We start from the raw sequence: 24,659 nt of genomic DNA, 5'->3' as shown, positions 1-24,659 counted from the left end.
ATGGGAAAGAAGCGGAACCGACGCAAAGAAATATTGGACCAAATCGCTTGGCTGGAGGAAACGTACTGCGATGGCTGCTTTTTAAAAAGCACGTTCCGGAAAGAGTACGGCAAAACGTACGCCCAATCGTTTTGCATCCAGCAATGCACGGTCGGGGAACAAATGCGGCAGTACGGGGAGATGCTTCTATCAGCGCCGCCGCGTTCGCGTCGGTAATGAAGGAATTTTTTTTAAGAGGCGGTTGGTGCGGGCGATAGGAGCCCCAATCTGCGCTTTCGCGGGCCTGGGGCGGCGCCGGCTGCGACCAGGCAAGCTTTGGCGTTTAAACGGAGGAAGCGGATGCGCTGCGAAGGCCGGTGATTGACAGAACATACGTTTTAACATGGAGAAACCTCAAAAGCAGTTCTTCTTTTCACTCCAAAAGGAAATCGCTTTTTGTCCTCCGCCTTAATAGATGCAATTTAAATTTGTAGCTTTTACTGAGCATTGGATCGACTGTCGAACGACCGAACAAACACCGCTTTCAGCCCCATGAATGGGTCTTTAAGCGAGTCGTTGTTCGGTCTTCCGTCACGCTAAAGCGTGACGGAGGCAAGCCATAGGCTTGCCTTCGACAGTCAAAAATGGATGAGCCACTTTTCCGTCAAGGATATGTTAAACGATTTCGTTGCATCTATATATATCGTTTTGCTGTTATTGCCGCGCCTCGCGAAGCTGGTGTTCGGCGCGGGCCAATGTTTGTTCGCAACGGGCGAGAAAATCACCGTCGACGCCCGTTGCTTCTTGGCGGGCGCGCGCAAGTTGGTCGCGGGCGTTTTTCACCGCTTGTTCGGCATGGCGAAGCATCTCGGGGTCGAGCTGCATCGTCGCCTGGCCGACCATTTTCTCCGCCGTTTCGACGAACATTTCCACTTGCTTTACATCGTTGTATCCCGTATGTACGTCGGTATCGCGTCTGACCATATGAACACCTCCTTTTCTTTATTGTTTGCCGCTTGGTGAAATTTATGCCAATCAAATGAAAAAGGCATCCTGCGATGGTGCAGGATGCCTTTCTTTCCGCTCCCGTTCTCTCGTCTATGTCAACGAAGTCTTATAATTTGACAACGTTCGCTGCTTGCGGTCCGCGGTTTCCTTGTACGATTTCAAACGAAACTTCTTGGCCTTCTTCCAACGATTTGAACCCTTCACCTTGGATCGCCGTGAAGTGAACGAATACGTCCGAACCGCCTTCCACTTCGATGAAACCATAGCCTTTTTCGTTGTTAAACCATTTTACTTTACCACGTTGCATAATGCTGAATTCCTCCTAATACCTTTAGCCTGTTCGGCTAACCTCAAGATTTTTATCAAATAACAAAATATACTTCACAGCCATCCAAGATGCGTCTTCATGTTGAATGCCTGAAATATATTCTGTTATGTGATGACTTTACTATACACTACCGCGGGTGGCCGCGTCAAGCAAAAGAAAGGAAATTTCCGAAAAAAGTTGTTTGCTGGCCCGAAAAACAATGCGTTGAAAAGGAAAACGGGCCGCTGGGGAGAAAAAAGTCATGAGCGGGCAACAACGGCCATACATTGGAATAGGAACGACGAAAAGGGGGAGAAGCGGATGTACCGCGGAAAAATCGCGGGAAAAGAAGTGATCGTTCGATTGGGCAACCGGGTCAGCCTCCGCTATTTCAGCGACAATAAAATTTACCACATGGTTCTTTCGTACGGAGAGTCGGCGTTTCGCAAAGGGCAGGATATGTTTTGCATCTATAATGACCGCGTCGGCTTGATTGTCGCGGAAGTCGAGCAACAGGACGTCCCGGTCATTCGAATCGATTACATTATCGAAAACGAAAATGTGTACGAATAACCAATTGACAGCGGAAGGCGAATGCGGTAATCTCTAATGTAAGCGGTAACAAAACAAGCCGCATTCGTCCTTGTTTCTCCCAGGGTCAGACGTGCCGCGCCAGCATCGTCTGTTTATTTTTTGGCTCGCGTTGAAACAAGCAGCTTCGTTTTTTCGTATGATGATATGACAAGAGAGACAAAGAGGTGACTACGGTGTTATTGCGCAAAATGATGTCAAGAGTCGGAGTCGGGTCGGCGCACGTCGACTTGATCTTAAATAAATCGTTATGGCGCCAGGGGGAAATGATTCAAGGGATCGTCCACATTTACGGCGGAACGGTGGAACAAAGGATCGAGCGGCTCGATGTGGAGCTCGTGCAAAAAACAATCGAAAACAGCAAGGAACTGGATGCCATTGTCGCCGTCATTCCGGCGGCCGGAGCGTTTTTGATCAAGCCGAGCGAGAAAAAGGAAATCCCGTTTTCCTACACGATTCCGGAAACCTTTCCGCCATCGCGCCCCGGCCGGTCGTACCGGTTCATCACCCGCCTTCATATCGAAGACGCGGTCGATACGCTCGACTTCGATTACGTGCAAATTTTGCCGAAAAAATAGTTTGACAGCGTTTTCAACAGATGATATGCTAAAAGCAAGTGTGTGAGTAAAATATTTGTGGGTGACATTCCGGAATGATTCCCCGACGAGGGTTGCGAACTTTTGTTCGCGACGCTCGTCGGGGCCACCAAGCGAAGCGCGGTAGAAAAAAGCAAATGTCATGCAAAAAGGACTCTCTCCCTGCTATGATGGTGATGACCAACATCCATAAAACAGGAGGGAGAGAGTCCATGAAACATCTTACCACAGAATGGCCTTTATTAAAAGAGCTGGAGGAACAATTAGTCAGAACTCTTCAAAAGGTGTTCGCTGTCTTGTTGGCGGCCCTTTTGGAGGAGATTGATCAACAACTGGCGGAAGCGCGGGACAAGCGCCGGTATCAGCTGAAAGACAAACGGCCGACYACGATCCAAACGCTGTTTGGAGAAGTGACGTTTCGACGGAWYKACTACYMYGACCGGCACCCGCAGCCCGACAACGTTAAAGAACGAGGCGAGGAGGAGGGAGTAGAGGAAAACCAAAGTTAGGGCAATTTGATTCATAGATATTAATTCCTATCAAACGCTTTTTCTATTTTCAGCTATCTTCTTAACTTCCACTCTCACCTTTGACAGCCCCAACTGCACTGCGTTTAAGATTTTGTTCTTCGACAGCTGCCCCATTATTGTGTACTCCTCGCTGGCTGTTAATTAATTTCACATAGTAACTTAATTTATTTCCATTATTTTTGATAAGTACGTAAGAATAACCAGCGTTAGGATCATTACTCAAGCCTGTCTGCATTTGCTTTGCATCTTTACCTTCAGGACCTTCTTTATACGAATTGGTGTCTCCATCCGGGTCTTTTACTGTTTCTAAATATCCCTCATCTTCCAAATATTTAAGCGTAACAAGTGTATACTTCTCATTCGCCGGTATCAAATCCTTATCCGCCGTCACGGCGATTTTCGCTGCGTTGATCATTTGTTGTGCATTGGAAACGTGTGCATCTTTTTTCGAATTGTCAATCAACCCCCCGATCGCCGGAATGGCAATCGCCGCGATAATCCCTAAAATGACGATGACGGCGAGCAGTTCGATGAGCGTCAAGCCGCGCTCGTTTTTCAACATCCGTTTGAACATGGTTCACTCTCCCTTTCTTTCATTTTTAGCCTGTTTTCCCTATTTATTCTACAACATAGGAAGAAAAATAGAAATATATTCTTATTTTTTATTGTTGAATATGGTTGAAAATATCATACATCGGCACGATGATCGAAGTGACGATCGTCCCGACGACGCCGGCGAGAAGCACGATCATAAGCGGTTCGATGAGCGATTTCAATCGGTCGGTGGCCGCATCGACTTCCGCTTCGTAAAAATCGGCGACTTTGCCGAGCATGGCGTCAAGCGCACCGGTCTGTTCGCCGATCGTGATCATTTGCGCAACAAGCGGCGGAAACGCCCAATGGCGGCGGAGCGGCTCCGAGAGCGATTGCCCGCGCTCGAGGGAGGTTCGCGCTTCAGCCAGCACAGATGCGATCACTTCATTTTCCACGACGCGCCCGGCGATAGAAAGCGCCTCTAAAATCGGCACCGAGCTTGCAACAAGCGAGCTGAGCGTCCGCGTCAGGCGGGCAAGCGCCGCTTTTTGCACGAGCGTGCCGAACATCGGCAGCCGCAGGGCGGCATAATCCAAATAGTACTTCGTTGTCTTTTGCCGCCGAAGAACCACAAACGATGCGTACACGCCGGCAAAAAGCAGGACGACGGCCCACCAATACCGCTGCATCACACTGCTTGCTTTGAGCACAAACTTCGTAATCGCCGGCAGTTCAGCGTGGAACTCGGCGAACATCTCGACGAACGTTGGCACAACGGCGACAAGCAAAAAAATGACAACCGCGGTGGCAACGATGGCAACGGCAATCGGATAGGCGAGCGCCGAGGCGATTTTTTGCCGCGTCCGATGCATTTTTTCAAAATGGTCGGCAAGCCGGTCGAGCGTTTCATCAAGTGTCCCGCTCGCTTCACCGGCGCGCACCATGTTGACAAACAGCGGCGGAAAGATGCGCGGATGATTCGCCGCTGCCGCTGAGAGCGGGTTCCCGCCGCGCAATGACTGTTCGATGTCAAGAAGCGTCTTAGCGAGCGGCTTGCTTTCCGTTTGCTCCGCCAAAATGCGGATCGAATCGACGATCGTCACTCCGGCGCGCACAAGCGTTGCGAACTGGCGCAAAAAGATGACAAAGTGCTGCAGTTTGACGGCGCGGCCAAACGAAATTTCTTTGTTCCATATGGACGGCGGCACTTCGGCAAGCGCCAGCAGGCGAATTCCTTTTTCCCGAAGCTTTGCCGCCGCCTCGCGCCGCGAAACGGCAGTGATCACCCCAGCTTTTTTCCGTCCGCTTCGGTCGCGCCCCTCGTACTTAAACTGCGCCATCGTCCCCACGCTCCCTCGCCAAATACACTTCAGCCGCCAGCGGATCGATGCGTCCAGCGGCTGCAAGTTCCTTAACGCTCATTTCCATCGTCTGCATGCCGAGGCTGCGGCTCGTTTGCATAATGTTGATGATTTGATGTTCTTTTTCGTTGCGGATTAAGTTGGCGACGGCCGCATTGTTCACTAAAATTTCCAGCGCTGCCGTCCGCCCGGTTTTGTGTCTGTTTGGAAACAAGCGCTGAGCGATGATGGCCACGAGCACGGAAGCAAGCTGCAGCCGGATTTGCGCCTGCTGGGCCGGCGGAAAGACGTCAATCATCCGCTCAATCGCCGCCGGCGCGCTCGCCGTATGAAGCGTGCCAAGCACTAAATGGCCCGTTTCCGCGGCGGTGATTGCCGTTTGGATTGTTTCCAAATCGCGCATTTCCCCGACTAAAATGACGTCTGGATCTTGACGAAGCGCAGCGCGCAATCCGGCGGCAAAACTGCCAGTGTCGAATCCCACCTCGCGTTGGTCGATGATCGATTTCCCGTGTTTATGCAAATACTCGATTGGATCTTCCAGCGTGATGATATGTTTCGACATCGTTTTGTTCATATAGTCGATCATCGCCGCCAATGTCGTCGATTTGCCGCTGCCGGTCGGTCCGGTGACAAGCACGAGTCCGTGCGGCTTTTCGGCGATGCGCTTTAAAACATCCGGCAGGCCAAGTTCCTCCAGCGTCGGGATGCGCACCGGGATGAGGCGCACGGCGAGCGACACGCATGACCGCTGTTTAAACACGTTTAAGCGAAAGCGGGAAACGCCGGCAATGCCATACGAAAAATCAAGCTCTCCGGTTTCCTGAAACTGCTGCCAAAGCGGCGCCGGAATGACGGCTTTCGCCATTTGCTCTGTTTCCTCCGGGTGCAGGCGCTCATGGCCGTAAGCTCTCAACTCCCCGTTCACGCGAAAAATCGGCGGCGCGCCGACGGTCAAATGCACGTCGGAAGCGCGGCATTCAAAGGCCGCGCGCAATAACGCCTCAAGCTTTTCCTTCATCCGTCTCACCCATCAATGCAAAATGGCCACTTTCAGCACTTCTTCAAGCGTGGTCAACCCTTGCTTCACTTTCAACAGCCCATCATCCAGCAAAAAAATCATTTTGTTTTGCAGGGCAAGCTCTCGCAATTTCGAAAACGGCTCGTTGTTTAAAATGACGCGCCGCATCTCATCGGTGACAATAAGCAGCTCGTGAATCGCCAGCCGTCCGCGGTAACCGGTCATGTTGCACATCGGGCAGCCGCGGCCGCGGACAAGTTGATGAACCTCAATGTCGCGGCGGGCGAAAATGTCCCGCTCCCGCTTCGTCGGCTCATACACCTCTTGACAGTCGCGGCAGACGCGGCGCACAAGCCGCTGCGAGACAACGCCGGCGAGTGATGTGGCCACTAAAAACGGCTCAATCCCCATATCGATCAGGCGGGTGATCGTGCTTAATGCATCGTTCGTATGGAGCGTGCTCAACACTAAATGACCGGTGAGCGAAGCGCGGATCGCCACTTCCGCCGTCTCGCGGTCGCGAATCTCCCCAACCATGATGATGTTCGGGTCTTGACGCAAAATCGAGCGGAGCCCTTGGGCGAACGTCAAGCCGACATTCGGGTTGACTTGAATTTGGTTGACGCCTTCGATCTGATATTCGACTGGATCTTCAATCGTAATAATGTTCACGTGCTCGCTGTTTAAATGGTTGAGCGCCGCATAGAGCGTCGACGATTTCCCCGAACCGGTCGGTCCGGTGATCAAGACGATGCCGTTCGGCCGCTCGATCAAGCGGATGAACCGATCTAAATTGACCGGGTTGAAACCAAGTTTATGAATATCGTTTAACGCTGCACCCAAGTCGAGGACGCGCATGACGATTTTCTCACCGTATACGGTCGGCAGCGTTGAAACGCGCAAATCGACCGGATGAAAATCGATGTCCATTTTGATCCGCCCGTCTTGCGGCACGCGGTGTTCGGTGATGTCCATATTGGCCAAAATTTTAATTCTCGCCGTCAACATGCTTTGCATATGTTTCGGCAGCGCGCGTTCGGTGCGAAGCAGGCCGTCGATCCGATAGCGGATGAGCACTTTCGTCTCCTGTGGATCGATATGAATGTCGCTCGCCCGCTGTTCAACAGCAAGCTGCAAAATTTGGTTCACCAAACGAACGATGGGAGAATCGTCCTCAGCAGCCCGCTCGTCGTCGCGCACCTCAGGCGGCGGCATTTGCAAAAAATCCTCAAATGCTTCGTCGATGTCGTAATATTTATTGATCGCCCGCAAAATATCGTCTTTTGAAGCGATCGCCGTTTCAATTTGAAACCCGGTCGACAGGCGCAAATCATCGATGGCAAAAAAGTCCATTGGATCGGCCATGGCAACGAGCAGCCGATCGCCTTCCACCTTGAGCGGCATGACCATATGGCGGCGGGCAAACTCTTTCGGCACGAGGTTTGTCGCTTTCGGATCGATCGGGTACCGGTACAAACTGACGTGCGGAATGCCGAGCTGAAACTCGAGCGCCTCAATCAGCTGCTGTTCCGTGATGTAGCCGCGCTGCAACAAGGCGTCGCCGAGCTTTTGCCCGGGCGCCTTCTCGCGCAGCGCCTCGGCCAGCTGGCTTTCGGTGATCAACCCCGCTTCCACAAGCAAATCACCAAGCCGTTTCCGTTCCTGCTTTTTGCTCATTTTTCCTCCCCTCCGCCCGCATCCGTCTTCTCTTCACTGCCAGCGGCGGGGGCCGATTCCCCGTTGCCCGCCTCATCGCCTTTCTTTGACGCGGTCCCGCTCTCTATATTCCCGCCGCTGTTTTCCGCAGTCGAATTCGGTTGGTTCGCCGCTCCGTTGTTTTCCGTCACCCCATTCGCCGGCTCCATCGTTCCGCCTTCTCCGTCGCCGCTTTGCCCAACATTGCTTTCCGGCACTTCAAGGCCGCGCACGTGAATCGTATACGTTGGCGGATAAAAATCTTCGCTCACCGTTTCTTTGCGCACGAGCCGAGCGCCGTCGCGCACTTCGCGTTCCACCGTCACAACCAGCCCCGGCCGCCCGATCTGTTCCGTCCTCTTCTCGCCCGGCGCCAGGCGCGCGTCATAGCGGACGATGACACGCGGTTCGATAGACTCCGCCTCGCCTAGGCGAATGATATATTGATAGGCAAACGGCAACCCGATAATGGCAACACGCACCTTCCGTCCATCATGCCGGAGAAGAAGCGTGTAGTCGGTCGTGTTGGGGTTGAACCATTCCAAATCGCGGCCGCCGCTAATGGCCGCCTCAAAACCGGGCGTCACTCCATCCGGCAACATACGGCTCGTATAGCGCTCCACGACAGTGAAATTGGTCGCCAGCACCGCCCGGTACACCGCTGAAGCGATCGCATCGGCCGCTTCATCAGACAAATCGGCCTTCACCTTTTTCATATAATCGCCAAACGAAAACAGCTGTTTCGCTTTGATCACCGCGCGCCGCTCGCCAGACAACAAGCGAACGGCCGAAGAGTCAGGCACCGATGCGGCCGCTTCGCTGACGACCGGCTGCCGGCCGTTTGCCAACGATATGTAGCGAGCCAAGTCGATCGGAGATGATGGCTTTTGCAGCTGAGCCGCCTGTCCCTCTAAATCCGCCCCAAGCTTCTTGATGTCAAGCGCCGATAACGCCGCTGGAGGAACGATGGCTGCCGCCGCTTGGAGGCATTTTTCTAAATCAGCGATCACAAACAGCGGCGTGCGCCTCCCGTCGACAAACCGCTTCGTGCTCTCGGCAAGACGAAACACAAACGCATCCGCCGGCAGGTCAATGCGCTTTTCTTGGTACTGCAAAGAAATGGAAGCGGTCGACCGCCACTCGTTCACCCGCTCGACAACCGCCTCTCGGGCTCTTTCCGGCGTCATGCCGGAGAGTGACACCGGACCGACCGCCGTGCCCGGGCCAAGGCGGCCGTCATCCGGGGCCAAAACATCATAGGCGAGGGTGCCCAGATGCGAAAAAGCGATAAAATAAACGGTGCAAACAGCCATGACAACAAACAATTTCCACGCGGCAGCCTTTTTCACCGCCGACCCTCCTCCATTACGCCTCCACATTCATCGAGACATCGACGATGACGCTTGGCCCCGCCTCTTGCGCCTTGCGCACATCCTCTTCGCCAAGCAGAGTGCCCGCTTTAAACAGCAGGCGGCCGTCTGCATCATAAATATCTTTTGTCAGCCGTTTTCCGGCCAACAGTGCAACTTGTTTTTCCCTCAGCGACTGCAGCGCTTCAACATTTTCCGCGCTTTCGGCCATCGCCTCCATTTGCGCGGAAACGTCCTCTTCCGCCATAACGCTGGTTGGCTCGATGCTCTCTGCCTTCAACAACTGCGCCGGGTCATCAAGAAGCGATTCGTTTGCTCCGTCGTTGATGATCAAAATATCTTTGCCGTACGTCAACACTTCCGAGGCCGGCAGCACCGCTTCCCCTTTCTCGAGCTGAAGAGCGATGCCGACAATATCCCCTGACTCTTCATCGACGAAAAACTCGCGGGCTTCGCCGAGCAGCTGCCCTTTTCGCGTGATGGCTTTCGTATTTTTAATCCGGATTTGCTTATTGACGAGCTGATTGGCGATCGGAATTTCCGAGAGGTCAATTACATCGTGTCCTTGCTCCACCGTCACGGCAAACTCGCCGATGCCGACGACTTTTTTAAACGGAATCGCCTTTAAACTGAGCTGCACATCGTCTTGTTCCACGGTCAAAAAATCGATCGATCCTTTGTCCGGGTTGATCACCAAACTTTTCACCGTGCCGATTTGTGCACCGTCAGCAATGCTGATGATCGGCAGTCCAATGATTTGCGCGCTAGCTTTCATCTTGTTCACCCCAACTATTTAGTTGTTGCGGCAAACTGCCGCCAAAGCGCCAACTCTTCGGCCACAGCCGGATAGGCGCGAAAACGGTCAGCGAGCTCCTCAAGCCACGCTGCGAGCTTGCCGTACTGTTGTTCTACTACATAATGTTCCATTAACAAACGGGCCAATACGTAATAGTCGCGGTCAGAAAGCGGAGCGTCCAAACAGCGGCGGATGCAGCGTTCGTAATCGGCGGCGCCCAAACGACGGCGGTTGAGGCGCAATTCAAGAACGACCGCCTGCACGACTTCCGGACCGATCATTCGCGCTGGCCGTTCGCTCTCTTCCTCCCGCCGGCTTTCCGTTTGCCCATCTTCTTCCGGCTCGCGGCGCTCGGTGGATTGTTCGCCTTCCGACCGGCCATGCTCCGCTCGTTGCCCTTCCTGCCTGTCAGGCTCTGCTTTCATCGCGTCCTCCTGACGGGGCGGTTCGGCAGCCTCGTCCGTTTCCGGCAGCGAACAGTCGACAATACCCGGTATTGCTTCTTCCAAAAGCGCCCCTTCACGCGGCATTGCCTGGCCGGAAGGCAGCCCGTTTTCTACAGCAGAAACGCCCGCCGAGCTAGAAGACATGAACGCGGAAAGTTGCCCCTCCTCTTCTTCATGGCTGAGATCAAGCGCCTGCAACAGGCCGCGGCCGTCGGCGGCCGCTCCCTCCTGCAGCACCGCCGCTTCGATGTCTGGCGTCATCGAGACCGGCAGCTCATCGAGCCAATCGCGCAGACGGCGCGCCGGCTCAACATTCAGCCCGCCACCGTCACCCGTCATGGCGGTCGGCTCTACTGCATCCAAATCCAAGGCGGACAACTTCTCCAGCTCCACACGATCCGAATCCAACGAAAAAAACTCCTCTTGCTCGGCATCGTCTCGGTCCACGGAGCGCATTTTTTGCTCCACATCGGCCGAATCCAACGAAAGCAGCTCCTCCGGCTCGGTTTGATCCGCTCCGGGATCGGAAGCGGCTTCCTCTATGCCATCCATCGATCGAAGCAAGAAAGCAGTCTGTTCTTCCCAGGGCTCCTCGCTGGATTTCGGCGCCCGCTCCGTCTCTCCCGAAGCTGCTTCCGACGCTGCAGGCGACGCTCCTGAAGCGGTGTTACCGGTTTCCTGCACGTGCGATCGCAACGCCTCCCCACCCGAGTCAGCGCCTTGAAATTCCCTAGAAGCGCCGTTTTGTCCAAAAGCTGCCGGCCAGGCCGAATCGACTAGATGTTCCGTTGCATTCTGGACCATCGTCCCATACCTATCGCCTGCTGCCGTCCGGTCGCCACTCCCTTTCCATCCTCCCTTTCTCCGTTCCCCAGCTTCCTCCGTCTCCACCGACCGGTAAAGAAGCAGACCGAACCAACGATCAAGCAAATACGAGCCCGCCAACAGCAAAAGCCCGACGAGCAGGACGATTTGCCATAACGGAATCACCGATTCGGCCAACTGCGCCAGCCCCGCAGCCAAAAAGGCAACCGCCACCACCGCCGCGCCCCCGGCCCTGCTGAAGCCAAGCGGCAGCAGCCAAACGGCCAACAGCGCCACTATGAATGCAACAACGTAAACAACCGCCTCTTTCCACATACCCATCCGTTCCTTCCCGGCGTATCATTGGCAATAACGCGACAAATATGCCATTGCTCGTTCTCTTATTCCTAAAATTCTACATGGTTCAACTCGAAAATATTGTATAATAAAGTTACATATTTTGAAAGAAGGTTATGACAAATGGCGGGAAGCAATTTTCCTCTTCCTAGTCGTCAAGCAGGATTTACGTTGATCGAAACGTTGCTGGCCATCACTCTTTTATCGGGCGTCGCGATCGGTTTGTTTTACTTTTTCACGAATGCGATGATGCATACGTCTTACAACCAAGGTCGGACGGTGGCCGTCAACGTCGCCCGCGGCGTCGCTGTCTATTTTGAAAAAAACGTAGATTTCTCCCGGCTAAAAGAGTATATGGAAGACCATCAAACACCGTTTCTTGAGCTAACAAAAGACGATTGCGGCAACGAATCGTTGGCGGCGCTGTTTTTTCCCGGTGAATCTGGCCAACTGCATACGGTATGTGAAGCGCAGTTCGCCCCGAAAATCAACAATGTCCGTTACGAAGCTTCCGTTTACCTTGTCCGATACGACAAGGAGGCATGGGATGCATTCACTTCATCGTCGGAATTCGCTTCCTTGCCTGCGCCGCTGCAGGCGCGCATCCGCGCTGAAACGGAAAAAGCAGCCGAATCAAACGCCGGCGGCTACATGATCAAATTATACACCTCCGTCCGTTGGGACGAGCGCACGAACGAGACGGCGTGGGTCGAAGGAGTGATCACCGATGAAACAATCCGCTAGAAGCGAAGCCGGCATGACGATGATCGAGCTGTTGGCCGCTGTTTCCATTTCTTTGCTCATCATCGGCGCTATCTACACGGTGTTTTTAACCGGCATTCGCGCCTACGAGCGCATCGGTATCGAAAACGACTTGCGCAGCGAAGCGGACTACGCCATGGCCCGAATAATGAACGAGCTGTACACGCTCTCTCCGGATGGAATGGAAAGTCAAGAAGAAAACAAGCCGTTAACGGCCGTCACTTTTGTGAAAAACCAAGAATTCAAAGCCGATGCGGACACCGGGCTTGTCTCCCGTGAAGAGAAAAAGCCGGAAAGCATCGAGCGGATGACGATGTCCATCCAAGACGGCGCGCTCGCGATCAATGGCGAAACGATCACCTCTTCCCGCTTTTTGCTGGACGACTCTTCATCGTTTTCATTCCGTTGTGCACGAAAAGAAGGCAACCTGTGCCGCAGCGGCGTCATGACGATCCGTCTCATTGTCTCCGACCGTCGACACGCCGATCCGAGTGGTTGGCTGTATGTGCCGCCGTTTACATTAACAACAGAATTCGGCTTTTAAGTATTACGTTCCGAAATTTTGTCCTATGAAGGGAGGGGCCGCGATGAACCGACTGCGCTTGAACGCTGCTGGCTACAGCTTGGTGACAACAATGCTCATGATCACCCTCTTTTTTTTGCTCGGCTTGACGATTTTAACAGTCGCCGTCCAGCAAGCGCGATTTACCGCGGTGCGCGTCGAGAACATCGAATCGTTTCATGAAGCCAAAACAGCGCTTAATGAAGCAATTGCTGAACTTAAAGCTGAGCTTTCAGACGACGATTTTTTTGTTCGTCATGACATTTTCACCCCCAGTCAATGGGATGCCTTTCTCGGCATTAACGAGGACACCCCCGGCCCGGATACGATCGCCGGCAAGCTGAAAGCGCGCTACGGCGTGGAGGTGGAAGACGTGTCCTATCGCTTGTACAACATTCCGACGAACAAAGTGTTCCTCCGCGCGCTCGATTTGTCCAAACCGTTTACGGACGGCCATCGCGAGCGGAAAGTCAAACGGCTCGTCTTTTTAACAAATACGCCTAGCTTTCTCAAATACGCGCTCGGATCAAAAGCAACCGTCATCTTAAACGGCGGCGTCTACGTGGAGCAAGGAAACGTATACGCCGGACAAAGCGCTTACATCAGCAACGCGGCAAACTACGTGAAAAAAAGCGGCGAGTTAACGATCGCTCCTATCGATGCCGGACTGCCCGCATCAATGAGCGATTCGATTTGGCACATTCATGACAAGCTGCTGTTTTCATGCACGCAAACGAGCAGTTGCTGGAAGACTGGCGGCCGAGCTTTCCAAATGGAAAAAGGTCTTTTCTTCCCAGGATGGCCGGACGATGGCGGCCCTCTCATTCAACAAGAGACGGACGATTTCATCGATACTGATTTCGAGCGCACCGTGAAAGATAAATTGCTTCAAGCAGCCGGTCTCTCGCCGTTGTCGCCTGAAACCCAACAAGCGTATATCGAGCGCATTGAAAACGATCACCAGGCGCCGCTCGATGTAGCGCGGGAGCTTTATCAAGAAGGGAATTTGGCTCGGGTCGTGACAGACGACGAAACGCCGTATGAACAATCCATCAATCAGATGCCAAAAGACAAGCCGCTTTGGTTGGACGCAGAAGGGAAGGAGATCACCCTTTATCGCGACATTGACGTGCGGCAAAATGGCCAAAACCAATGGCTCATTGTCAATGGCGATCTCCGCATTGAAGGACCGACAAAATCAACAGCGGCTGTACGCGGCAATTTGATCGTGTTCGGTGATTTGACGCTCACCGGAAACTTGGCGTTGAACGCGAGCATTTACGTCACTGGCAAGACGACCATTTACAACAGCCATATCGACGGAGCGGATGGAAAAGGGCTCGTGTTGTTGTCCAAAGGCACGCTCGATATCGCCCGTATCAATGAATTTCAAGACTCAAGTGAAATCCCGAACTTAAAAGGGTATTTTTATACGGACAGCAGCGCGACGATTTATGCTGTCGGATCGTATTTGTACATTGAAGGAGGATTGTTCGCCCGCGGGAACGGAGCGGCTGCTCCGGATACAGACATCAACGGGTTCGTCATCAACGCCTTTCGCGGCCGGATCGAGCCGAAAGACGGTGAGCCTGGGAACTTCATTCCAAGCTCTGACATGCAACAATCTCGTCTGATCATCAAATATAATCCACGGGTGTTAGTCGAACAAGGAACAGGATTGCCGTTTGTCAATCAAATCTCGCTCGTCGCCGACCGGCTTGAAGTTGAGTGAACGAAGACGGCTAAATTCCCTCTCTCATCCTCTCGATCCCTTGGACACAATGAAAAAAGCGGCTCTCCAATTCAGGAGGCCGCTTTTTCCATCATCACCAACGCCCACCGTTGCTGACGCTTCCCCCCTCATCTTCACGCGGTTGGACAAAGACCCACACTGAGGCTTGAATTGGCCTGCCATCCGGCGTTCTCGCATTGGCGGTCGCCGTCACAACCGCGTATCCAACATCCACAGCCTGCAAATACCATCTTCCATTTTGCTGAACAATGTTGACAAATCTCGAATCGGATGACGTCACTGAGCGGAGCGTTTTATCCGTCGCATTTTCCGGGATAAAGCGGAGCTGCTCCGCCACTTCGAGCAGAGGATCGTCCAGATTCATATAAATCACCGGATTGCGGAAAGCCATGCCTGTGAGCGCTACGTACGGATCAATCACACGGATGGACGCCGTCGCAGAGGCATTCCCGCCGTCTGTAGAGCGCACGGTGATGGCAACCGTCCCTGGTTTCAGCGCTGTTACAACTCCATTTTGCACAACAGCCACGGCATTATCGCTTGACGACCATACTAGTGTTTTGTTCGTCGCATCGCTCGGTACAATCGTCACCGGAATGGTCTGCACATCTCCGACGTTCATCGTCGTTTGATATGAACCAAACTTCAGCTCGGTGATCAGCTTCGTATACGCAAACACCGCGCTCCCTATTCCCGTTCCTCTCGTCAATCCTCCTGACGACTGCACGTTCACTGTGTACGATCCATCGTTTGAGATCGGAATTTCATACGGAGAACTGAGCGCCGTCCAAGCGGACGCCACGCCATTGCGCACAATCTGATACTGATACGACACCCCTTCACCGGCCACCGGTCCCATCAATTTGACGGTAGGCGCCTCGTACGTCATCGCTCCATTCGCCACTGTGCCTTTTGATGTTGTCACCAAAAGATGCGGCTTAATATACACAGGCACCGTTTGGCCATTGCTGTAGGTGACAAGCAACACGCCGTCATCAGTTGGGTCATATTGAAGCGCCTTGACAGGGAGCTGCAGCAATCCATACGAGTTAGGATGTTTGCTCGTTCCAATTAGAGAGGAAGAAGCGCTGAACGTTTGCCATTTGCTGATTAGCCCACTCTCATCGCCTTCATAGTAAAAGTTCGGAAAATCATCTAAACGAACCCTCATGCCGATCCGTTCTGCCGGCAGCGAAAGCGTCGACGTCCTCACCCCATAGCGGCTGTCGGCGAACGTCACAACGGCAGGGGGCAATTGGACATTGTTCATCGCATAATCCGCCTGCATCACCCACTGTGCGGAGAGCATGAGCTTATTCAGCTGGCTGTAGTCGAACATTTGATTGGTGAAAGACCATTTGGCATAACGCTTACCATTCTCCACATAGGTTATGACTTTGCCATCGGGAACAACGGAGATGCCATCGGGCAGTTCTTGGACAATGCTCACATTGCTGATCGTCCCTGTCGCATTGCCGACATACCCGACAAGCGACAGCGAATACGTAGCCCGGAAGCGGTTGTCGTCGCCATCGGTTGCCCCCCGTTTGATTAAGCTTGTGACATCATTGGTCAGCCCTTGCAGCTTCACCGTTCCAGTAAACGACGGCGGCGCTTCGTCTTTGACCGTGACGGTCACCGTTTTCGTCACAGCCGGCTGTGGTTGGCCATACACATCGCGATACGTCAGTTCAGCAGTGAACGTATATGTCCCTTTTGCTTTAAATGACACGGGAATCGGAATCGTCACCGGCGCCGGAGTGCCTTGACCAACTTGGTATGGGATGGAAAACGAAATATACGCATTTTGCTTATTTTCATCCAGCCATACTTGGCCGTTTTCCGCAACGGCGACATTGCCGCCAAACGACGAAAGCGGGATGCGGATCGTTCCTGTGATCGCCGGCGTGGTGGCAAGCTGGGAAAACTGTTGGAACAAGGCGGTCAAATTTTGCGCCGTTCCTTGGCGCGCCTCGCCGCCGGCAGTCGCTGAAAGCGACCGTAGATAGTCCATATCAACTTCATCATTGTCGCCGAAGCCGATTGAGTAAAGGGGGATATTGTTCATCCCGAGCGTTTTTGCCACCGCTGTGGCATCGGCTCGGATTTTTCCTTCAATGCTGCTGTAAGTGAACGAATAGCCGTTATCCCAAGATACCCGCCATCCATCAACATAATCTTGGCCGTCGCTGTAAAATCGGCGAGAATATCCTTTGTTGTCGGTAAAACGGATACCGGCAGTCCGTCCATCGCTGTACAATTCGTATGTGACCGAAAGAGAATCGGTTACTCTATTCCCTGTATAGGAATATCCACCCCCAAAATTCTGCTTGACCTCCCGATACGTAATCGTATCGACTGCATTCAACACCGTCGGCATGCCATCCGTTAAGAAAATGATATACTTTTTCCTCGTTGGATCCGTGAAATACGATTTAGCAAGAGACAAAGCAGCCGAATAGTTCGTTCCGCCGCTGGCGGTCAAGCTGTTGCCGGTATTGAGAATGGCATCAAGCTGACTTGCAACATTCGAGTACTTCCCAAACGGAACCACACTTGCTTCCCGCACTCCATCGGAAAACGGAATAAGAGCAAAGCGGTCATTTTGGTTGTAATTGGACTTAAAGTAGTTGACCGCCGCTTGCAGAGCAGATTTGGCGCTTTGCAGCTTCATTGCCGTCATCGACCCCGACACGTCCATGACAAACACGACGTCGATTGGAGGGCGGATGATGGTGGACACCGCTCCTTGCGGATTGAGCGTCACATCAAGCCTCCCTCTTGCATCGGCATTCGGAGGTTTAACATACTCTGGTTGCAACGCAGACAATTGAAATTGGAGCGACGGCAGAGAGGAAGAGGCTGCTTGCACCGTCTCCCCTTTCCCTACTGATCCAAACATGAGCACAAATGCCCATATCGCTACGATCAACCATTGGAAAAGCTTCCTTTTCCCCATTTTCCTCTCCCCATTCGAGACAAAATTCCTATTTACATTATATCATTCTACTATTGCAGTTGATAGCAAAATTTTCCTTATCTCATTCCTTTTTTTACTTCAGAAATAAAGTACAAGGATCCTGTAATCAAAAGCAGATCCCGCTCAGTCAACCGTGATGTCTGCTCACGGATCCATTCTTTCCACTGACGAACAGCTGCCTTTTGTTGATGAGTCGAAAGCTCTGTCAACTGTTCCGCCGCTGCCGCGCGCGGAAAATCAAACGTCGTAAATGTGATCGTATCCGCGAGCTCATCAAGCAGCTGAATCATCCGCTCAAGCGGCTTGTCTGTCAGCGCGGCGAACAAGACATGGACGCGTTTGTCAGGATAATGGGCGCGCACCGTCTCCACGAGCGAGCGAATCCCGGCTTCGTTATGGGCGCCGTCAAGGATGATGAGTGGACTATCACTCACCCGCTCAAACCGGCCGGGCCAAGCGGCTGTGGCCAGCCCATCGGCGATATGCTCCGGATCGATCAAAAATGAATAGCCAAGGCGCAACAACTCTGCCGCCATCACCGCCACCGCCGCGTTTTCGACTTGATGGGCGCCGGGCATTTGAATGCGCAAATCGCGATATTCGGCAAACGGCGTGACAAGCGAAAACTGCTCCCCTTCCACCGTCGCCTGCCGGTCGGAAACGGTGAAATCGACGCCGAGACGATATGTTTTCGCCTTCCGCTCCGCCGCCGTTTTGGCGATCACTTCCCACGCCTCCGGTTCCTTCACCGCCGTCACAAGCGGCACGCCCGATTTAATGATTCCGGCTTTCTCCGCGGCGATTTGCCCAAGCGTATCGCCTAAAATGTTCATATGATCGTAGCTGACGTTTGTAATGACGGAAACGAGCGGATAAATGATGTTGGTTGAGTCCAAGCGGCCGCCAAGCCCGACTTCGACGAGCACGATGTCTTGAATGTTCTGTTTTCCAAAATAATACAGCATCATCGCCGTGATCACTTCAAACTCGGTCGGTCCGCCAAACTCTGTTTGTTCCAACTCATCGGCAAGCGGCTGAATGACTCGCACGAGCTCGACGATCTCTTGATCGGAAATCGGTTCGCCGTTGATGCTGATTCGTTCGTTAAACTGCTCGACATACGGCGAGGTGAACGTGCCGACCGAATAGCCCGCCGCCTGCAAAATCGAGCGCAAATAGGCGACCGTTGACCCTTTGCCGTTCGTTCCCCCGATATGGACGGCGCGGACGCGGCGTTCCGGGTGGCCGAGTTGTTCCATCATCCATTCCATCCGTTTCAATCCCGGTTTCATGCCGAGCCGCAGCCGCCCGTGAATCCAAGCGACTGCTTCTTCATACGTTCGAACCATGTTCATCGTCCTCCTTTTTCCATTGGTGTCTTGCCGCCCCCTGTCGGCTTCATGCGGCAGATGCGCCACACATCGAGAAGCGTGACGAAAGCGAGTATATGTTGACAACAAACCTCTTCTCAGAATATGACAAACCTTCTATCATGATCCATCGAAAAAGACGAATCCACAGGAAAGCGGATTCGTCTTCATCATAATCAACCGCCAGATCGTTTGTCTACCGTTTGAGCTCGGCAAGGCGCGCCTTGACGGCTTCGCGTTTTTCGATGTAATCTTGCCGCTTGCGCCGCTCTTCTTCGACGACATGAGCCGGCGCTTTCGCCAAAAAGCCTTCATTCGCCAGTTTCTTTTCGACGCGCTCGACTTCTTTGTTCCACTTGTCAAGCTCTTTTTCAAGCCGCTTCATTTCTTCCTCAATATTGATCAATCCTTCAAGCGGCATGATGAGCTCGGCGCCGGTGACGACCGCCGTCATCGCTTTGTCCGGCGCGGGAACGTTTGTATCAATCAAGAGCTCGCTCGGGTTGCAGAACCGCTCAAGATAGGCGCGGTTTTTCATGAGCGCCGCCCGCACTTGTTCATCTTTCACCTTAATATAGAGCGCAATCGGCTTGCTCGGCGGCGTGTTCACTTCGGCGCGGACGTTGCGGACGGCGCGGATGATGTCGACGAGCATCCGCATTTCTTCCGCGGCTTCTTCGTTCGACAGCTCAGGGCGCACTTGCGGCCACGGAGCGACGGTGATCGATTCGCCTTCATGCGGCAAGTTTTGCCAAATTTCCTCGGTAATGAACGGCATGAACGGGTGAAGCAGGCGCATCGTGTTGTCGAGCACATACGCCAACACGGAGCGCGTCGTCTTTTTCGCCGCTTCGTCGTCACCGTAAAGCGGCAATTTCGCCATTTCAATGTACCAGTCGCACAAGTCGTCCCAAATAAAGTTGTACAGCGTACGCCCCGCTTCGCCGAATTCGTATTTCTCAGCGAGCTTCGTCACCGTCTCGATCGTTTCGTTGAGACGCGTTAAAATCCAATGGTCGGCGACCGTTTTTTCGCCGCTCAAATCAAGCTCCTCGTACGTCATGCCGCCCATGTTCATCAAGGCAAAGCGCGAGGCGTTCCAAATTTTGTTAGCAAAATTCCACGTCGCTTCGACTTTTTCTGTGCTGAAGCGCAAGTCTTGCCCCGGCGAGCTGCCGGTCGCCAAGAAGTAACGGAGCGCATCGGCGCCGTACTGGTCGATCACATCCATCGGATCGACGCCGTTGCCGAGCGATTTGCTCATTTTCCGCCCTTGGGCGTCGCGGACGAGACCGTGGATGAGCACGTCTTTGAACGGACGCTTTCCGGTGAATTCAAGCCCTTGGAAAATCATGCGCGACACCCAGAAGAAAATGATGTCATAGCCGGTGACAAGCACATCGGTCGGGTAGTAGCGCTTGTAATCCGGCGAGTCGGTATCCGGCCAGCCCATGGTCGAGAACGGCCAGAGCGCCGAGCTGAACCATGTATCAAGCACATCCGGGTCTTGTTCCCAATTTTCAATGTCCGCTGGCGGCTCATGGTCAACGTAAATTTCGCCTGTTTCTTTATGGTACCATGCCGGGATGCGATGCCCCCACCAAAGCTGGCGTGAAATGCACCAGTCGCGGATGTTCTCAAGCCAATGCAAATACGTTTTTTCAAACCGTTCCGGCACGAACTGCACTTTGCCGTCGGTTTGCTGGAGCTTGATGGCGGCTTCGGCGAGCGGCTTCATTTTCACAAACCATTGCGTCGACAAATACGGTTCAATAACCGCGCCGCTCCGTTCGCTATGACCGACTGAGTGCACGTGCTCCTCGATTTTAAAGAGGACGCCTTGTTCTTGCAAATCGCGGACGATCTGCTTCCGGCATTCAAACCGGTCAAGCCCCTGGTATTGCATGGCGTTTTCATTCATCGTGCCGTCTTCGTTCATGACGAGAATGCGCGGCAAGTTGTGGCGATTGCCGATTTCAAAGTCGTTCGGGTCGTGCGCCGGCGTAATTTTGACCGCTCCGGAGCCGAACTCCATATCGACATATTCGTCGGCAATGATCGGAATTTCGCGGCCAACGATCGGCAGTTTCACCATTTTGCCGATCAAGTGCTTGTACCGCTCGTCATCCGGATGCACGGCAACGGCCGTATCGCCGAGCATCGTCTCCGGACGGGTCGTCGCCACCTCGATGAAGCCGGAGCCGTCGGCGAGCGGATAGCGCATATGGTAGAGCGCGCCTTTCACTTCTTTATAAATAACCTCAATGTCCGACAACGCGGTTTTCGTCACCGGATCCCAGTTGATGATGTATTCGCCGCGGTAAATGAGCCCTTTCCGGTAGAGCGAGACGAACACTTCGCGCACCGCTTTGGAAAGCCCTTCGTCAAGTGTAAACCGCTCGCGCGTGTAATCAAGCCCAAGCCCTAACTTCGCCCATTGGCTGCGAATATGGCCGGCGTATTCTTCCTTCCACTTCCACGTTTCTTCTAAAAATTTTTCCCGGCCTAAATCGTAGCGCGACAGCCCTTGCTGGCGCAATTTTTCCTCGACTTTCGCCTGGGTGGCGATGCCGGCGTGATCCATTCCCGGAAGCCACAGGACGTCATACCCTTGCATCCGCTTCATGCGCGTAATGATGTCTTGCAGCGTCGTATCCCACGCATGCCCTAAGTGCAATTTGCCGGTGACGTTGGGCGGCGGGATGACGATCGTAAACGGTCGTTTGTTCGGATCACCGGTCGCTTCAAAAAATTTTCCTTTCAGCCACCATTCGTAGCGCCCGGCTTCAACGGCGCGATGGTCGTATTTGGGCGGCATCGACACTTCGTGCTGTGCCATGTTTCATTTCCCTCCTTCAACATGATGGACAATGCGGCCGACGGCGGCTTCCCACTAAGCAATGCCGCACAGCCGGCAAGCAAAAAAGCCCCTTTCATCCGAAAAGGACGAAAGGAGCTGCTTTCGCGGTACCACCTTTTTTCTTAAGCCTAGAAGGCTGGTGATGAAGAGAACCGCAACACGGCCAACCCACCGGTGAAACATCGGCTGGCGAGCCCACAATCAGTTTAGTTGACCGGCCTTCTAGAAGCTTAAGCGCTTCATTGGCATAACGGCATGATGCCGGCTTCCTCTACTCGGCAGCAGCGCCTTTCAAAGAAGCAGCTCAAGGGCGACCTTCCAGCAGCCGTCATCCTAGGAAATCTCGCAGCTTCTGATTTCCCTCTCTGCAGGCGCGGACCGCTGTACTCCTCCCCGTCTTCGCTTTTGTCGTCATGATTCGATTATTATACTACCATTGTCCATCATCTTTGCCAAGTTTTTATTTATTTATTCCATCCGTGTGCATTTGGTGACAAACCACCGCACGTTTCATATTGTATAGTAAACCGGAGAAGGAGGGAACACCGATGCGGCGATTCAACCCGTATTCATGGCCGCCTTGGCTTCGGCAAGTGCGCGCCGTCTGCGCCCAAGTGATCATCCCGCTCACCATTTTTCAAGCGATCCGCACCATTTTTCTGCCAACGACGTTTGATGTCATTTTATTGGCCATCTTCGTTTTCATTGCCGTGGCGCTCCATTTGGAATGGATTTAGTGCGACGCCGTTTTGTTGGGCTGGATTCAAAATCCATTTAACCATTGCTGCTTTCATCCGCCGGCTGTTCATTATCCATCGCCTCTTCCTGCTGCGCGGCGTCGCGTTGGACAAGATGCATGACAACGGCCTCCATGTTTTTGAACGCCCAGTAACAACGTTGCAGCGCGGTCACATATTCCCGTTCGTTCCGCTCGTTCCGCGAAGCGGCCTCATACCGCTCCAAACAGCGGACAAACCCACGCGGCTCCGCCAAATGGCTGTATAAAAACGCCCGCTCCCCGTCGGACAGCGGCAGCTCCTTCTCGTACTCCCCCATCCCTTCAAGCCACTCGCGCCCAAGCGGCGGCATTGTCTGTACGTGAAAACGGAGCGCGGCGATCACATCAAAGAGCGGCGAATTCCAATGCGCCCGCTCCCAACTGATCCAATACGGCGGGAGATGGTGGGAGAGGCGCGCTTTGCCGTGCACCCAGGCGATGCGCCATTGCTTCGTCTCTTTGAGCGTCTCTTCCCACACATCGAGCCGTTCTTCAGCGAACGAGTACGCGCGCATCACCTCATGAAAATAGGTGCAGCATTGGAGCTGAAACGGAGACATGTACCACGCCGCTTCGTACCGCTCAATCCGTTCTTCCCAAACCATCCGCGCCCGTTGCCATTCGTCCTTTTTTTGCTTTCGGTACGCCGCCGCCTCTTCCTCACTCACCTCGATCGTACGGACGGTGGCGCGATGGAGGCGGGCGAGCTCGCGAAAAAAGGCGTCCACCGCATCCTTCTCCACCTTTGATTCGCCGTCATGCCATGCTTGCAAATAATAAAGGCGCCTGCCTTCTGTGGCAAACAGCGACCGCCGCCGCGTCAGGTAAAGCGGGAGACAATGGGGGCCGCCATGCTGAAGAGACTGCCAAACGGCGGCGGCTTCTTGCTCGCTTTCAAGCGGCTTTAAGGCGAAAACACCGCGGTTCGTGTATACTTTGACGGCTTTGCCTCGCTGCTCCATGCGCTCTGGACGAAGACCGTACTGGGCGAGCACAGCCTCATATCGGTCAGCCTGTGCGGCCATTTGTTACGCCCCCTTATCGGCAAAAGAAACGGAAAGCGTTCCTTTCATGAGAAAGGACGGCTTCCCGCCATGGCCGGAATATAGAGCAGCTGCCCCTCGTGCACGTCATCTGGGCCTTCCAAATCGTTGGCGCGCAAAAGCTGCGAGACGGTCACATCATACCGTTCGGCAATCTTGTCCAATGAATCTCCTTGCTGGACGATGCAAATTTTCAGTTTCGTAAACTCTTTCTCCTCGCTTTTCGCAAACAGTTTCGTCAAGTAAAGCGCATTTTCGCTTTTTGTTTTCGTTTCTTCTTCCTCAACCGCCTTTTTCGCCGCCCCGATCGATACCTTCGCCTCAGTTGGCGGCAGCAGCGAAGCGATGTCTTCCTCCGTCTGTGCGCTGACCTCCTTCGTTTCCGTCTCAAGCGGCAAAAACGGCTCTTTGGCCTCCTCTTCTTCCTCAGCCTCCGTTTCTTCATGACGCATGGCGGCCGGCTCCATGACGGAAACGGTCGTTTCGTCGGCGGCAAAAACCGGCTGTTCATCCGCCTCATCGGTGAGATCATCCGCGGAAGCAAACGCTTCCTTACCGGCCGCTTCCTTGCGGGCGATTGATTCAAACGGGGCAAACAGCGGCTCATCGTCCTCCTCATCGTCCGGCAAATCATCGTCAAGCGGCGCTTCACTGATGCCGCTGATCGAAATGTCGGCAGTGATCAGCAATCTTCCGTTTTCATCCAAATCATAATCAAACGATTCAACCGTCACGTACACATCCTCAAGGGAACGAATGCGGTTTTTTGGAATCGTAATATCGATTGGAAAGCGGTGCGACAGTTCGCTGATCCCGTCTTCGCGCACCGAAATGTGCTGAATGAACCGATAACCAGCCAGCTCAAACACGTCGTCATCCGCTTCAGCCTGCCCTTCGCCCGCTTGGCGGAATTCGCCGCTCAACTCAAGCGCGCCGCGGATCGTAATATATTGGTCGTACTCATCGACGGAAATGACCGGATCAAGAGAAATGGATAAAAACTCGGCGACTTCCTGTCCTCTTTTAAACCAGACCGATTCTTCCAATGAAAAACGCAAATACGATTGCTCCAACCGGGCCTCCTCCTTCCGTCCCTTCGGCAAATAGTTTCTATGACATTATCCATTGTATGAACGGAAACGAGGCGGTATGATAA

The 24,659-nt window shown here is 53.5% G+C and carries 21 protein-coding genes, 1 pseudogene and 1 other annotated feature; of the genes and pseudogenes, 8 read left to right on the top strand and 14 right to left on the bottom strand.

Translation table 11 applies throughout. From position 1 onward, the window contains the following. A complete protein-coding gene (locus tag AP057_RS10520) occupies positions 1-216 on the top strand; it encodes a zinc-finger domain-containing protein (RefSeq protein ID WP_011230850.1) in 216 nt (71 codons plus the stop codon). A 477-nt stretch (positions 217-693) separates the two neighbouring features. Here AP057_RS10520 and AP057_RS10515 read toward each other — a convergent pair whose 3' ends face one another. Both AP057_RS10515 and cspD read right to left on the bottom strand, forming a co-directional pair. After that, positions 694-963: a DUF2564 family protein gene (locus tag AP057_RS10515; RefSeq protein ID WP_055358701.1), complete on the bottom strand. Its 270-nt coding sequence runs from the start codon at positions 961-963 to the stop codon at positions 694-696. A 130-nt stretch (positions 964-1,093) separates the two neighbouring features. After that, a complete protein-coding gene (cspD, locus tag AP057_RS10510) occupies positions 1,094-1,294 on the bottom strand; it encodes a cold-shock protein CspD (RefSeq protein WP_033015550.1) in 201 nt (66 codons plus the stop codon). 321 nt (positions 1,295-1,615) lie between these two features. Here cspD and AP057_RS10505 point away from each other — a divergent pair, with 321 nt between their 5' ends. The 3 genes and pseudogenes from AP057_RS10505 to AP057_RS10495 all read left to right on the top strand — a co-directional run. Next, positions 1,616-1,867 carry a hypothetical protein gene (locus tag AP057_RS10505; protein ID WP_033015581.1) on the top strand — a complete coding sequence of 84 codons (252 nt, stop codon included), beginning with the start codon at positions 1,616-1,618 and terminating at the stop codon, positions 1,865-1,867. Between the two features lie 194 nt (positions 1,868-2,061). After that, positions 2,062-2,463, top strand: a complete 402-nt coding sequence (locus AP057_RS10500) for a sporulation protein (RefSeq protein WP_055358700.1) — start codon at positions 2,062-2,064, stop codon at positions 2,461-2,463. Between the two features lie 230 nt (positions 2,464-2,693). Beyond that, positions 2,694-2,924, top strand: a pseudogene (locus AP057_RS10495) (UPF0236 family transposase-like protein); the annotation flags it as partial. Between the two features lie 127 nt (positions 2,925-3,051). Here the strand turns inward: AP057_RS10495 and AP057_RS10490 are convergent. From AP057_RS10490 to AP057_RS10460, 7 genes are all read right to left on the bottom strand, one after another. Further along, positions 3,052-3,585: a prepilin-type N-terminal cleavage/methylation domain-containing protein gene (locus AP057_RS10490; RefSeq protein ID WP_055358699.1), complete on the bottom strand. Its 534-nt coding sequence runs from the start codon at positions 3,583-3,585 to the stop codon at positions 3,052-3,054. 88 nt (positions 3,586-3,673) lie between these two features. Beyond that, positions 3,674-4,885 carry a type II secretion system F family protein gene (locus AP057_RS10485; RefSeq protein WP_055358698.1) on the bottom strand — a complete coding sequence of 404 codons (1,212 nt, stop codon included), beginning with the start codon at positions 4,883-4,885 and terminating at the stop codon, positions 3,674-3,676. Further along, the gene (locus AP057_RS10480) at positions 4,872-5,927 is read right to left on the bottom strand and encodes a type IV pilus twitching motility protein PilT (RefSeq protein ID WP_055358697.1); all 1,056 of its coding nucleotides are present in this window, start codon (positions 5,925-5,927) and stop codon (positions 4,872-4,874) included. The genes AP057_RS10485 and AP057_RS10480 overlap by 14 nt, the downstream gene beginning before the upstream one ends. 12 nt (positions 5,928-5,939) lie before the next feature. Further along, a complete protein-coding gene (locus tag AP057_RS10475; protein ID WP_055358696.1) occupies positions 5,940-7,604 on the bottom strand; it encodes a GspE/PulE family protein in 1,665 nt (554 codons plus the stop codon). After that, positions 7,601-8,971, bottom strand: coding sequence for a VanW family protein (locus tag AP057_RS10470; RefSeq protein WP_055358695.1), 1,371 nt, complete (start codon positions 8,969-8,971; stop codon positions 7,601-7,603). Before AP057_RS10470 ends, AP057_RS10475 begins: the two co-directional genes overlap by 4 nt. A 16-nt stretch (positions 8,972-8,987) precedes the next feature. After that, the gene (locus AP057_RS10465) at positions 8,988-9,767 is read right to left on the bottom strand and encodes a PRC-barrel domain-containing protein (protein ID WP_053532384.1); all 780 of its coding nucleotides are present in this window, start codon (positions 9,765-9,767) and stop codon (positions 8,988-8,990) included. Positions 9,768-9,781: 14 nt separating this feature from the next. Continuing rightward, the gene (locus tag AP057_RS10460) at positions 9,782-11,380 is read right to left on the bottom strand and encodes a hypothetical protein (protein WP_235468553.1); all 1,599 of its coding nucleotides are present in this window, start codon (positions 11,378-11,380) and stop codon (positions 9,782-9,784) included. Between the two features lie 138 nt (positions 11,381-11,518). Here AP057_RS10460 and AP057_RS10455 point away from each other — a divergent pair, with 138 nt between their 5' ends. The 3 genes from AP057_RS10455 to AP057_RS10445 are packed head-to-tail and all read left to right on the top strand — an operon-like array spanning position 11,519 to position 14,451. After that, positions 11,519-12,139, top strand: coding sequence for a prepilin-type N-terminal cleavage/methylation domain-containing protein (locus AP057_RS10455; RefSeq protein WP_055358694.1), 621 nt, complete (start codon positions 11,519-11,521; stop codon positions 12,137-12,139). Beyond that, entirely contained in the window at positions 12,123-12,701 is a 579-nt protein-coding gene (locus AP057_RS10450; RefSeq protein ID WP_044744827.1) for a PilW family protein, read from the top strand. Before AP057_RS10455 ends, AP057_RS10450 begins: the two co-directional genes overlap by 17 nt. Before the next feature lie 43 nt (positions 12,702-12,744). Next, complete coding sequence (locus tag AP057_RS10445) at positions 12,745-14,451, top strand: hypothetical protein (protein WP_055358693.1); 1,707 nt, start codon at positions 12,745-12,747, stop codon at positions 14,449-14,451. Between the two features lie 94 nt (positions 14,452-14,545). On the opposite strand, the gene AP057_RS10440 is transcribed toward AP057_RS10445, so the two are convergent. The 3 genes from AP057_RS10440 to AP057_RS10430 all read right to left on the bottom strand — a co-directional run bounded on the left by AP057_RS10440 (position 14,546) and on the right by AP057_RS10430 (position 21,661). After that, on the bottom strand, positions 14,546-17,431 hold the full coding sequence (locus AP057_RS10440) for a VWA domain-containing protein (protein ID WP_055358692.1): 2,886 nt from the start codon (positions 17,429-17,431) through the stop codon (positions 14,546-14,548). A gap of 77 nt (positions 17,432-17,508) precedes the next feature. Continuing rightward, entirely contained in the window at positions 17,509-18,801 is a 1,293-nt protein-coding gene (locus AP057_RS10435) for a folylpolyglutamate synthase/dihydrofolate synthase family protein (RefSeq protein WP_055358691.1), read from the bottom strand. Between the two features lie 217 nt (positions 18,802-19,018). Further along, positions 19,019-21,661 (bottom strand): valine--tRNA ligase, encoded by a 2,643-nt coding sequence (locus AP057_RS10430; protein WP_055358690.1) that lies wholly within the window; start codon positions 21,659-21,661, stop codon positions 19,019-19,021. Positions 21,662-21,761: 100 nt separating this feature from the next. Further along, positions 21,762-22,091: a binding site (T-box leader), on the bottom strand. 139 nt (positions 22,092-22,230) lie between these two features. Here AP057_RS10430 and AP057_RS10425 point away from each other — a divergent pair. Continuing rightward, positions 22,231-22,419 carry a hypothetical protein gene (locus AP057_RS10425; RefSeq protein WP_011232115.1) on the top strand — a complete coding sequence of 63 codons (189 nt, stop codon included), beginning with the start codon at positions 22,231-22,233 and terminating at the stop codon, positions 22,417-22,419. A 37-nt stretch (positions 22,420-22,456) separates the two neighbouring features. Here AP057_RS10425 and ysxE read toward each other — a convergent pair whose 3' ends face one another. Next, positions 22,457-23,485 (bottom strand): spore coat protein YsxE, encoded by a 1,029-nt coding sequence (gene ysxE / locus AP057_RS10420; protein ID WP_053532389.1) that lies wholly within the window; start codon positions 23,483-23,485, stop codon positions 22,457-22,459. A 44-nt stretch (positions 23,486-23,529) separates the two neighbouring features. Beyond that, positions 23,530-24,576 (bottom strand): stage VI sporulation protein D, encoded by a 1,047-nt coding sequence (spoVID, locus tag AP057_RS10415; protein WP_055358689.1) that lies wholly within the window; start codon positions 24,574-24,576, stop codon positions 23,530-23,532. Positions 24,577-24,659: the final 83 nt, after the last annotated feature.

The organism is Geobacillus sp. Sah69, from assembly GCF_001414205.1.
Classification (GTDB): domain Bacteria; phylum Bacillota; class Bacilli; order Bacillales; family Anoxybacillaceae; genus Geobacillus; species Geobacillus stearothermophilus.
Note: the sequence above shows the minus strand (reverse complement) of the source record. Positions and strands in the feature narration are given on the sequence as shown.